Annotated in this window: 11 protein-coding genes; 5 read left to right on the top strand and 6 right to left on the bottom strand. The window is 73.9% G+C overall.

Annotated elements, in window-relative coordinates:
- Window positions 1-38 precede the first annotated feature (38 nt).
- Both I4I78_RS23325 and I4I78_RS23320 read left to right on the top strand, forming a co-directional pair.
- Window positions 39-2297 carry a hypothetical protein gene (locus I4I78_RS23325; RefSeq protein ID WP_218613613.1) on the top strand — a complete coding sequence of 753 codons (2259 nt, stop codon included), beginning with the start codon at window positions 39-41 and terminating at the stop codon, window positions 2295-2297.
- Between the two features lie 49 nt (window positions 2298-2346).
- Window positions 2347-3327: an SDR family NAD(P)-dependent oxidoreductase gene (locus tag I4I78_RS23320; protein WP_218613612.1), complete on the top strand. Its 981-nt coding sequence runs from the start codon at window positions 2347-2349 to the stop codon at window positions 3325-3327.
- An 8-nt stretch (window positions 3328-3335) separates the two neighbouring features.
- Here I4I78_RS23320 and I4I78_RS23315 read toward each other — a convergent pair whose 3' ends face one another.
- Genes I4I78_RS23315 through I4I78_RS23305 form a run of 3 tightly spaced genes read right to left on the bottom strand, consistent with a single transcriptional unit; the run spans window position 3336 to window position 6027 of the window.
- The gene (locus I4I78_RS23315) at window positions 3336-4538 is read right to left on the bottom strand and encodes a cytochrome P450 (RefSeq protein ID WP_218613611.1); all 1203 of its coding nucleotides are present in this window, start codon (window positions 4536-4538) and stop codon (window positions 3336-3338) included.
- A 41-nt stretch (window positions 4539-4579) separates the two neighbouring features.
- Complete coding sequence (locus I4I78_RS23310; protein WP_218613610.1) at window positions 4580-5215, bottom strand: TetR/AcrR family transcriptional regulator; 636 nt, start codon at window positions 5213-5215, stop codon at window positions 4580-4582.
- Window positions 5212-6027, bottom strand: coding sequence for an enoyl-CoA hydratase/isomerase family protein (locus I4I78_RS23305; protein ID WP_226380283.1), 816 nt, complete (start codon window positions 6025-6027; stop codon window positions 5212-5214). Before I4I78_RS23305 ends, I4I78_RS23310 begins: the two co-directional genes overlap by 4 nt.
- A 104-nt stretch (window positions 6028-6131) precedes the next feature.
- Between I4I78_RS23305 and I4I78_RS23300 the strand changes: the two genes are divergently transcribed.
- On the top strand, window positions 6132-6662 hold the full coding sequence (locus I4I78_RS23300) for a DUF5709 domain-containing protein (protein WP_218613609.1): 531 nt from the start codon (window positions 6132-6134) through the stop codon (window positions 6660-6662).
- A gap of 9 nt (window positions 6663-6671) precedes the next feature.
- Here I4I78_RS23300 and I4I78_RS23295 read toward each other — a convergent pair whose 3' ends face one another.
- Together I4I78_RS23295 and I4I78_RS23290 are read right to left on the bottom strand one after the other, a co-directional pair.
- On the bottom strand, window positions 6672-7082 hold the full coding sequence (locus tag I4I78_RS23295) for an SsgA family sporulation/cell division regulator (RefSeq protein WP_130289601.1): 411 nt from the start codon (window positions 7080-7082) through the stop codon (window positions 6672-6674).
- 145 nt (window positions 7083-7227) lie between these two features.
- Window positions 7228-7938, bottom strand: coding sequence for a hypothetical protein (locus I4I78_RS23290; RefSeq protein ID WP_218613608.1), 711 nt, complete (start codon window positions 7936-7938; stop codon window positions 7228-7230).
- 153 nt (window positions 7939-8091) lie between these two features.
- On the opposite strand from I4I78_RS23290, the gene I4I78_RS23285 reads away from it, so the two are divergent.
- Entirely contained in the window at window positions 8092-9783 is a 1692-nt protein-coding gene (locus I4I78_RS23285; protein WP_218613607.1) for an AMP-binding protein, read from the top strand.
- Window positions 9784-9835: 52 nt separating this feature from the next.
- Here I4I78_RS23285 and I4I78_RS23280 read toward each other — a convergent pair whose 3' ends face one another.
- Window positions 9836-10468: a flavin reductase family protein gene (locus I4I78_RS23280; RefSeq protein ID WP_218613606.1), complete on the bottom strand. Its 633-nt coding sequence runs from the start codon at window positions 10466-10468 to the stop codon at window positions 9836-9838.
- Between the two features lie 527 nt (window positions 10469-10995).
- Between I4I78_RS23280 and I4I78_RS23275 the strand changes: the two genes are divergently transcribed.
- The coding region (locus I4I78_RS23275) for a CobD/CbiB family cobalamin biosynthesis protein (RefSeq protein WP_308252303.1) at window positions 10996-11618 on the top strand (623 nt) is incomplete at its 3' end.

Here is an 11618-nt window from a genome sequence, read left to right as displayed (position 1 = left end):
CGCACGTCGCCCACCGGCGACCGGAAGGACCTCTGAGAATGGGCAAGCACACCCTCCCCGGACAGCGCCAGCCGCTTTGCCTGCCTGGCAGGAACCCCGGCCACCGGCCGTCGGCCCGCGCCCGGCACGCCGCCCCCTCGACCGGGGCCGGGCGTCGCCTGGCCGCCCCGGCGGCGCTGACCGCTCTGCTGCTGGCCTCGGGCGGGACGGCCGGGACCGCCTTCGCGGGTGAGGGCAGCGGGTCCGGCGGCGACTCCGGGTCGGCCGGAACGTCGTCGTCCGAGGGGTGTGACACCGGTGCCGACCAGGACGCCGACGGCGCGGACTGTGCCGACGACGCCGGTGAGGGCTCGTCGAAGGGCTCGGAGGGTTCGGAGAACTCGGAGGGTTCGAAGGACTCCGGCTCGAAGGACTCCGGCTCGGCGATGAAGGCCGTGACCGGGTCGGACGTGGTCGGCTCGGTGATGGACCTGGCCGGCTCGAAGGACTCGGGCTCCCAGGACTCGGGCTCCCAGGACTCGGGTTCCGAGGACTCGGCCTCCGGGGACGAGGGCTCGGCCGACTCGACGTCGTCGAGCGATGCGGGTTCGGGCGACTCCGCGACCGGTGACCAGGGCTCGGGCTCCAAGGACGCAGGGTCGGGGGCCTCCGGTTCCGAGGACTCCGGCTCGAAGGATGCGGCGAAGAGCGACTCGAGCGACTCGGACAAGGGCGACTCGGACAAGACCGGCACGGACACAGGCACGGACACAGGCGGTGCCGATGCCGGCGCCACCGGTTCCTCGAAGGCAGCCTCCGGCGGCAGTGGTTCCACGGGCGGGTCCGGCTCGTCCCTGCCCGGCACCGACCTGCTCGGCTCGTCTCTGCCCGGCGGGGACGTCCTGGGCTCACTGACGAAGGGAGCGGGCGGTCTCACCGGCGCGGCCTCGGACACGGCGTCCACGGGCTCCGCGAGCAAGGCCGCGGCGCCGTCGTCGACGGACACGGGCTCGAAGGACACGGGCTCGATGGACACGGATTCGAAGGGCACGGCGTCGAACGACTCCGGTTCGACGGGTATGGGCTCGAAGGACTCGGGCGCGTCGGCGACCGGTTCGGCCGGTGCGTCCGGCTCCGCGAAGGCCGCTGCCCCGGCGGGCAAGAGCACCACCTCCGACGGCTCCAACGGCTCCTCCGGCGCCGGTCCGCTGGGCGGACTCGCCGACGTGACCTCGGGCATCGGGAAGGCGCCCGACCTGACGTCGGCGACGTCCGGGCTGAAGTCGCTGCCCGACCCCACGTCGCTGACCACCGGCCTGGGCTCCACCGTCCCCGGGGCCGACGCCGCGAACTCGGCCGTGAACGCGGTCGGCAACCTCACCGGCACGGCGACCGGCACCGACGACGAGACCGCCGCGTCCGGCGCCGGCTCGCCGGTCGACCCGGCCGGTATCGCGGGCCTGGCCCAGCTCCCGGGCGGGGGAGGGAAGGGCTCCGCCGCGGGCCTGCCCGCTCTGCCCGCACTGCCTGCGCTGCCCGGCCTGGGTGGCGACGGCGCCGGCCTGCCGCAGGCTCCCGACGTCCCCGGTCTGAGCGGCACCGGAGCCGGGCAGGGACTGCCCGACGTCCCGCTCCTGACCACCGGCAACGGACCCCTCAAGGGTCTGGCCGACAGCACCAGCCTGCCCGACGTCTCCGGGGTCACCGGCAAGGACGGACTGCTGCCCGACCTCTCGCCGGTCGCGCAGGCGGCCGGGCTGCCGGACTACTCCGGGCTGGGCGGCCTGCCCGACATCGCCGGAGTGGCCGGCGGCCCGAGCAACGGGCCGACCCAGGTCGACCTGGCCTCGAAGAGCGCCGACGGCATCAACGGCACCGCCACCGTCGACGAGAACCGGGTCGAGGGCACCGCGACCGGCCTGGACCCGAACGCCGAGTACGTCAGCTTCTTCTACGGCGCCACCAGCAGCGCGACCAACCAGAACCCGTGCATCCTCGACGGCACCAACCCGCTCCCGGCCGGCCAGACCGTCGGAACGTGGGACGTCGACGAGAACGGCAACGGGACCCTGTCGGCCGACAACCCGCTCGGCAACATGTACAAGCTGCAGGCCGGCACGATGTCGATCCGCAAGGTCGAGCACGGTTTCGACAAGCCGACCGCGTTGCCGGTGAACCCGGCCAGCTACTCGCTGGCCAGCTGCGGCGAGGTGAACCGGGTCTCCACCGCGGACGCGGCGACGAACGCGGTGCCGAAGCTGCCGACCACCAACCTGCCGAAGGTCCCCTACGCCTCGGGTCCGGGCCTGCAGGGATAGCGCCGACGGTCGGCGCGCGGGCGGGCCGGTGCTGTGGTCGGATCGGGACATGCTTCCGGTACTGGACACCCTGCTCGACCGCGCGATCGTGCCCGGCTACTCGAAGCTGGGGTACCTGGCCCGCCGCGGAAGCTGGTCCGGTGACCGGGCGGACCCGGCGCCGGGTGCGCTCGTCGGCCGGGTCGCCCTGGTCACCGGCGCGAGCTCCGGTCTCGGCGAGGCCACCGCGGCCGGCCTGGCCCGCCTCGGCGCGAGCGTGCACCTGCTGGTGCGCAACGCCGACAAGGGCCAGCAGTCACGGGCCCGGATCCAGGCCCGGGTGCCCGACGCCGTCCTCACCGTCGAGGTCTGCGACGTCGGGGAGCTGGCCGACGTCCGCCGGTTCTGCGCCGACTTCACCGCCCGTGTCCCGGAGCTCGACGTCCTGGTGCACAACGCCGGGCTGATGCCGCCGGAGCGCTCCGAGACCTCCGAGGGCAACGAGCTCACGCTGGCCGTGCACGTACTCGGCCCGCACCTGATGACCGAGCTGCTCATCGGCGCGCTGCAGGCCGGGGCGGCCCGGTCGGGCACCGACAGCCGGGTGCTGATCGTCGCCTCCGGAGGCATGTACGCGCAGCCGCTCAAGGTCGAGGACCTGCAGTTCGAGCACGGGACCTACGGCGGGACCGCGGCGTACGCCCGGACCAAGCGGATGCAGGTCGTGCTGGCCGGGCTGTGGGCGCGCGAGCTGGCCGGCACCGGCGTCACCGTGCACGCGCTGCACCCGGGATGGGCGGCGACACCGGGCGTCACCGGGTCCATGCCCGCGTTCAACACGGTCGTCGGTCCGCTGCTGCGCACCGTCGACCAGGGAGCCGACACCGCCGTCTGGCTCGCCGCCGCCCCATCCCGCACGGTCGGCACCGGACGGTTCTGGCACGACCGCGAGCCGCGCCCGGCCCACTACGTCCCGTGGACCCGCGAGACCGGCGCCGACCAGGAGAAGTTCTGGGAGCAGGTCACCGCCCTGGCGCCCGCCACGCCCTGACCGCCGGGTCAGGCGTCCCAGGCGACCAGGAGCTCGCGCGGGCCCCGGACCAGCGCGCCGGTCTTCCACTCGACGTCGCCGGGCGCGCCGGCCAGGCGCAGGTCCGGGAACTCGCGCAGCAGCTCGCCGAGCGCGACCTGCAGCTCCATCCGGGCCAGCTGCGCTCCCAGGCAGTGGTGCGGGCCGTGCCCGAAGGCCATGTGCGAGTTGGCCTCGCGGTCGGGGTGCAGCTCCTGCGGGTCGTCGAACAGCTCGGCGTCCCGGTTCGCGGCGTGGATGGCGACCATGACCTCCTCGCCGGCCCGGACCGTCACCCCGCCCATCTCGACGTCCTCCAACGCCACCCGCGGGAACCCGGAGCCGGCACCGAGCGGGACGAACCGCAGCAGCTCCTCGACGGCCGGGCCGACGGCGTCCGGGTCGGCCCGCAGCGAGTCCGCCAGCCCCGGCGTGCTCAGGACGGTGAAGGTGAAGTTGGCCAGGTGGTTCATCGTCGTCTCGTGCCCGGCGACCAGGATCCCGGCGCTCAGCGCGAGCAGCTCGTCCTCGCTGAGCCGGTCGTCCTCGTCGCGGGCGGCGACGAGCGCCCCGAGCAGGTCGTCGGTGGGCTCCTGGCGGCGTTCGGCGATCAGCCGGGCCATGAAGCCGAGCATCTCGTCGCGGGCCTGCACCCGCTCCTGCGGCGTCATCGACGTCGTGGACAGCGCCGCGTCGGCGCCGCGGCGGAACACCGCGCGCTCGGAGACCGGGACGCCGAGCATCTCGCAGATGATCGTCACCGGCAGCGGCATCGACAGGTGGGTCACCAGGTCGGCGGGCGACCCGGCGGCGCGCAGGCCGGCGAGCAGCTCCCGGGTCAGCGCGACGGTGCGCGGCCGCAGGTCCGCGACCCGGCGGGTGGTGAACGCGCGGGCCACCAGCTTGCGCAGCCGGGTGTGCTCCGGCGGGTCCATGTTCAGGATGGAGCTCGTCTGGTGGTCGATCTCCGGGCGGGCCCGGGCGACGTCGCGCCCGACGGTCTCGCGGCGGCTGAACCGCGGGTCGCCGAGCACGGTGCGGACGTCGGCGTGGCGTACGGCCAGCCAGCACTGCCCGCCGTAGGGGGCCTGGATCCGGCTCATCGGCTCGTCACGCTGCAGCCCGGCGTAGGTCGGGTCCATGTCCAGGGCGTGCGCCCGGCTGAACGGATACTCGCGGACGGTGGTGGTCATCGGCTCCCAACCTCACGGTAAGCAATCGCTTACCCGCGACGTTAGGAATCGCAAAGATCGCTGTCAACCGCTCCGAGCAGCGCGCCGGCCGCGCGGGAGACGTGCCCGACGACGACGTCCGGGTCCGCGGACCGGACCGCTTCGCTGCGGAACACGTTGCGCAGCAGGTTGATCCCCAGCAGCCACCCGAGCAGCAGCTCGGCCCGCAACGCGGCGTCCTCGCCACCGCCGCCGGCCTCTCCGGTCAGGTCGGCGAACGCCGCCCCGTAGGCCGACCCCAGCTCGTCACGGACCGCGTCCACCGCCTCCGAGCTGGCGGCCGAGCGCAGGGCGGAGTCGAACAGCCCTCCGGTCGCCTCCCCGTCGCGGTGCAGGATCGAGCGCAGTGTCCGCTCGAGCAGCTCCTCGGGCGGCCCGCCGTGCAGCACGTCGAGGCCCTGCGCGGCGACGACCTGGGCGAACAGCGCCTCCTTGTTGCCGAAGTAGCGGAACAGCAGGGACTGGTTCACCCCCGCCCGCTCGGCGATCGCGCGCACCGACGTCCGGTCGTATCCCGCCGAGGTGAACAGCTCGCCCGCCGCGGCGAGCAGCGCCCGACGCGTCTCCTCGGCGCCCCGGGCGGTGCTTCCCGTGGTGTTCCCCGGGGTGCCCCCCGTGTTGCTCCCCGTCGTGCTCACCGCCCGGTGAACCGTGGGGCGCGGCGCTCCAACGAGGCGGCGATCCCTTCGTCGACGTCGGCGGTCGCGCGCAGCGTCGCCTGCTCTCGGGCCTCGTGCGCGGTGACGCGGGTGACCTCCTCGGCCAGGCCGGCGCGCTGGGTGGCGCGGATGCTGCGCACGGCCAGTGGCGCGGCCTCGGCCAGCTCGGCGGCCAGCGCCAGCGCGGCCTCGCGGATCGCGGCGGGCTCGCCGGCGGGGTCGGGGGCCTGCACCAGACGGTCGGCCAGCCCGAACCGGAACGCCTCCTCGGCGCCGACCCGGCGACCGGTGAGCAGCATGTCCAGGGCGTGCTGGTGTCCGACGACGCGCGGCAGCGAGACCGAGAGCCCGAAGCCCTGATGCAGGCCGAGCCGGGAGAAGTTCGCGCAGAACCGGGTCGAGGGCCCGGCCACCCGGAAGTCCGCGGACACCGCCAGCCCGAGCCCGCCGCCGATCGCGATGCCCTGCACGGCGGCCACCACCGGCGTGCCGATCGAGAACACCCGGGTGGCCTCGGCGTAGAGGGCGGTCGCGCCGTCCGGGGCGTCGTCGAACGCGATGGCGGTCGTGCGGTCGCCGTCGCCGCCGAAGTTCGCGCCCGCGCAGAAGTTGCGTCCCTCGCTCGCGAGGACGATCACCCGTACCGACGGGTCGGCGTCGGCGGCGTCGTAGACGTCGGCCACCCGGCGGATCATCGTCACGTCGAAGTAGTTGTGCGGCGGGCGCCGCAGCGTCACCAGCGCGACGTGCTCACCGGCACGCTCCACGGTCACCGGCTCGTTCTCGGTCAACTGCTCCTCCTGCTGCGCCGCGGGTTCCCGTCGTCGTGAGACGGACGGTATCCGGCGGCGCCCGGCGGCGTGTGCGGCGAGGGCCTGCCGGGTAAGCCTCGCCCATGCCGCAACGAGACGAGACCCAGCCGGAGGCCCCCGACATGGCCTCGGCACTGCAGCTGGACACGGACGAGGCCCTGACCGGCCCGTCCGACGCCGACCCGCTCGACTCGGGATACATCCCCCCGGACCGCCCGTTCGGCGTCGACGACAACGCCGTCACCCCGAGCGGCGAGCGCGAGGGGGAGAGTCTCGACGAGCGGCTCCGCCAGGAGACCCCGGACGCCGAGCCCGGCGTCGACGAGTCGCGTTCGGGCCGGCTCGTCGACGACGACACCGGCGCGGACGGCGAGGCCAGGGTCGACGGCAGCGGGCACGAGGTCGGGGTCGACGGTGGGGCGGCCTCCGCCGAGGAGGCCGCGGTGCACGACGTCGACAACAGCATCGAGCCGGTCGTCGACGAGACCCCGGCCGAGGACCCGGGCGTCACCGCGTCGCTGGCCGCGGACTCCGGCGACCCGGAGGCGGCCGCAGCGGACGCCGAGTGGGATGCCTCCGACGACCCGGACTTCGGCCCGGACGCCGATCGCTGAGCCCAGGACTCAGGCGGCGCCGGCGATCAGGTGGGCGATGGCGTCGTCGAGGGCCATGTGCTCGGCCTCCTCGCCCAGGTCGACGATCTCCAGGGTGGCGTGCACGAAGTGCGCCAGCAGGTCCCGGTCGACCTCGAGGACGGCCGAGCCGCCGTCCGAGCGGATCTCGATCTCCACCACGTCGTAGCCGTCCACCCGCTGCGGGCCCATCCGGATGTCGCCGATGCCGCAGGGGGTGGTCAGGCCCTCGATCACCAGGTCACGCGAGACGAGCCACTCGACCCAGCGCTCGGTGGAGCGGCGCACCGCGAACGAGATCGCGAACGGGTCGTCGGCGCGGTACGTCCAGCGGCTGACGATCGGGGCGGCCTGCCCGTGCAGCACGGTGAAGACGTCCTGCTGGATCGAGTCGCTGGTCATGGCGGTGGTGCCCTCCTGAGCCTGGTGCCGTGCGCGGGATGTGCGACGGACTCACCCGGAACATCGTCCGGACCGCGGCCGGCGCTGCATCCCTGTCCGGTTTTCACCCGTTTGAGCTAGGCGCGCACACCCTACGTACTCATAACTAGCGAGGGCGGACTCCGGTGACGAGCCAGATGCCACCGTCACCCTGACGGACGGTCTGCGCCAGCGTGATCGTCGCCATGCGCGGCGTGGCGCCGTCCTGGACCTCGACGACTCCGGCGCGGGTCGGGACGATCGTCGGGTTGCGGTACTTCAGCTCGACGCCGGAGTAGGACGTCGCGACCTCGGTCGGGTCGAGCAGCCAGGGATCGCCGCCCCCGTCGACCTGCTTCTGCAGTCTCGCCGCGGACCCGGCGTCGGACGCGGGCCAGATCGGGGTGCCGCGCGCACCCGTGGCGCCGCCGCCCGCGCTCCCGCCGGTCCCACCGCCTCCGCCGGACCCGCCGGACCCGCCGGACCCGCCGCCGGCGCGGGGCGCCGGGCCCGGGGCGGCGGTGCGCGGAGCGGGCGCCCGACCCTCGGTGGAGGGCGTCGCGGACCCGGTCGTCGGCTCGGTGGTCGGGGCCGTCGTGGTGGTCGGGGGCGCCGTGGTCGTCGGGGCCGGGGTCGCCGACGTCGTGGGCGGCGGCGTGGGCGCCACCGGTGCGGCCCTGGGCAGCTCCGCGTTGCCGCATCCGGCCAGGACCACGACGAGCAGGGCCAACGCCACGGCGACCAGGCAGGCGCGCAACGCCACCCGCGGTGATACGCGGGCCCGCCGGGGGGCGGTGCCGGTGCGGAATGAGCCTCCCGGGAGGTGCGACGCGGTCACCGGATCACCGTATTGCTCCGGGTGCGGGCGGCGGGCGGATTCACGGCCACACGTCCGGGTGGGCCGTGCCCGGCGCCTGGGCTGTCGGGGGCCCACGGCGGTGATTAGGGTGCGATCGACACGACGCAGGCTCTGATCACGAGGTGCACGAATATGGCGTCCCAGGCGAGTACGGCTTTCTACCAGGCGCGGGACTTCCTGCTCGCCCACCGCGAGGACTACGACACCGCGTTCCGCGACTTCCGCTGGCCCGAGCTGACCGAGTTCAACTTCGCACTCGACCACTTCGACGTCGTCGCGGCCGACCCGGAGCGCGGGTCGCGCCGGGCACTGTGGATCGTCGAGCAGGACGGCTCGCAGGCGTACTGGACCTACGCCGAGATGGCGGAGCGCTCGAACAAGGTCGCGAACTGGCTGCGCGCACAGGGCGTCGCGCGCGGCGACCGGATCATCCTGATGCTGGGCAACCAGCTGGAGCTGTGGGAGACGCTGCTCGCGGCGATGAAGCTGGGCGCGGTCGTCATCCCGGCGACCACCCTGCTCACCGCGGCCGACCTGCAGGACCGGGTGGACCGCGGGCGCGCCCGGCACGTCGTGGTCGGCTCCGGCGACGCGGAGAAGTTCGACGACGTCTCCGGTGACTACACGAAGATCGCGGTGCGCGGTGCCCCGGAGGGCTGGCTCGACTACACCGGGCAGGCCTACGACGCCGACCCGTCGTTCACCGCCGACGGCCCGACCAGGGCCACCGACACGCTGCTGCTCTACTTCACCTCGGGCACCACGGCCAAGCCGAAGCTCGTCGAGCACACGCACGTCTCCTACCCGGTCGGGCACATGTCGACCATGTACTGGATCGGCCTCGAGCCCGGCGACGTGCACCTCAACATCTCCTCGCCGGGCTGGGCCAAGCACGCCTGGTCGAACGTGTTCGCGCCGTGGATCGCCGAGTCCACCGTGCTGGTCATGAACTACAGCAAGTTCGACGCCGAGTCGGTGCTCTCGGTGCTCGACTCCTGCGGGGTGAACAGCTTCTGCGCCCCGCCGACGGTGTGGCGGATGCTGATCCAGGCCGACCTGTCGGTGCTGAAGAACCCGCCGCAGAAGGTTGTCGGCGCCGGTGAGCCGCTCAACCCGGAGGTGATCGAGCAGGTCGAGAAGGCGTGGGGCTTGCGGATCCGGGACGGGTTCGGCCAGACCGAGTCCAGCGTCCAGATCGGCAACCCGCCAGGGCAGCCCGTGAAGCCGGGCTCGATGGGCCGCCCGATCCCGGGCTTCGTCGTCGCGCTGGTGGACCCGGCGACCGGCGAGCTCGCCGACGAGGGCGAGATCTGCCTGGACCTGAACCACCGCCCGACCGGGCTGATGGTCGGCTACGCCGACGACCCGGAGCGCAACGCCGAGGCGATGGCCGGCGGCTACTACCACACCGGCGACGTCGGGTCCCGCGACGAATCCGGCTACATCACCTACGTCGGGCGCTCCGACGACGTGTTCAAGGCCAGCGACTACCGGATCAGCCCGTTCGAGCTGGAGAGCGTTCTGATCGAGCACCCGGCCGTCGCCGAGGCCGCGGTCGTGCCGTCGCCGGACCCCGTCCGCCTGGCCGTGCCGAAGGCCTACGTCGTGCTGGCCCGCGGGTACGAGCCCACCGAGGAGACGGCGAAGGAGATTCTGCAGTTCGCCTACGACAACCTCGCCCCGTACAAGCGGGTCCGCCGACTGGAGTTCTTCGAGCTGCCCAAGACGATCTCCGGCAAGATCCGCCGGGTGGAGCTGCGCGGGCGCGAGGGCGAGCTGCACGCCGACCCCGCGGCGACACCGGCCACCGAGTACACCCTCTGACGACCCCGTGCGCGGATATCGCCGCCCCGGCAGCGATATCCGCGCACGACCGTCACTCCTTCTCGAAGTGGCCCGGCCACCTGTCGTAGCCGATCCGGCTGATCTCGACGATCTCGCCCATCCGCGACCACTCGTTCTTGCCCAGCCGCGCCAGTGGGGCGAGCTTGCGGACGTCGGGCAGCGTGTTGTCGTGGGAGTCGGTGACGAACACGTCGGAGTCGATCGCGGCGTGGGTGACCCGCCCGATCACCACCGTCGAGTTGCCGAGCTCGATCGCCGAGTGCAGCCGGCACTCCAGCGCCACCGGGGACTCCAGGACCCGGGACGGGGTGACCGTCGCGCTCTTCTCGGCGGTGAGCCCGACCTCGGTGAACTCGCTGATCTCGGACGGGAAGTCGGTCGCCGTCGCGTTGATCTTCTCGAACATCGACTCGTTGGCCAGGCAGACCACGAACTCGCCGGTCGCGGTCGCGTTGCGCAGCGAGTCCTTCTTGCCCACCGACGTGAACTGGATCATGGGCGGGTCGACGCAGGACACCGTGAAGAACGAGTGCGGGGCGAGGTTGTCCACCCCGTCGGCCGAGCGGGTCGAGACCCAGGCGATCGGCCGGGGGACGACGACGCTGGTCAGGAGCTTGTAGAAGGGGCCGGCACCCATCTCGTCGGGGGTGAGGTCGGTACGCATGCCCCGATCTTCCCCCGCTGCCGTCGGTCCCGCTGCGCTGCTCCCGCGACGCCGCACGGTGCGATGCCCGTACGGTGCGCCCCGTGCGGACGGGAGCGCGGGTCGGGGCGCGGGCGGCGGGACTGGTGATCGGTGTCGCGGCGGATGCGCTGCTCGGGGACCCGAGGCGGGGGCATCCGGTCGCGGCGTTCGGCACGGTCGCCGGGCTGGTGGAGCGACGGTGCTGGCGCGACTCGCGCGCAGCCGGGGCGGGATACACCGCATTGCTGGTCGGAGGAACAGTCGGGCTCGGCGCACTCGTCGAGTGGCCGGAGTCGGACTGTCCGTCTCGCCGCGGCGTGGCCCGGCCGACCCCTCCGAGCGACGCACCGTGTCGGTCACGAGGCCGGTCCGGAGCCATGGTGCGTCCCTCGGCGACAGACTGCCGGACCGCCGTCACCGGTTCGCGGGCGAGTGACGCGTGGTGGCCCTCGACCGGCCATCCGGGCGCAACAGCGCGTCGCTCGTGGGACCGCCGGCGGGACGCGGTGCAGGTCCTCGGGACCGCGCTGGCGACCTGGGCCGTCCTCGGGGGGACCTCGCTCGTGCGGGAGGGGGTGCTGCTCGCCCGGTCGCTGGACGACGGCGACCTGGCGGCGGCGCGGGCGCGGATCCCGCACCTGTGCGCGCGGGACCCGGAGCTGCTCGACGCGGCCGGGATGGCCCGCGCCGGGGTGGAGTCGCTGGCCGAGAACACCTCCGACGCCGTCGTCGGGCCGTTGTTCTGGGGCGCGGTCGCGGGCGTGCCCGGGCTGCTGGGCTACCGGGCCGTGAACACCCTGGACGCGATGGTCGGCTACCGCTCGCCCCGGTACGCGCGGTTCGGGTGGGCCTCGGCGCGCCTCGACGACCTGGTCAACCTGGCTCCGGCGCGGATCACCGCGGCGGTGACCGTGCTGCTCGCGCCGGCCGTCGGGGGGTCGTCGGCCGACGCGCTGCGGGCCTGGCGCCGCGACGCGTCCGGGCACCCGAGCCCCAACGCCGGCCCGGTCGAGGCGACCGCGGCGGGAGCTCTCGGCCTGCGCCTGGGCGGCCGGACGGAGTACGCCTACGGCGCCGAGGACCGCGCCACCCTCGGCGACGGCCGTGCCCCGTCCCCCGCCGACCTGCA

It is taken from the genome of Pseudonocardia sp. KRD291 (genome assembly GCF_019263595.1).
Lineage (GTDB): Bacteria > Actinomycetota > Actinomycetes > Mycobacteriales > Pseudonocardiaceae > Pseudonocardia.
Note: the sequence above shows the minus strand (reverse complement) of the source record. Positions and strands in the feature narration are given on the sequence as shown.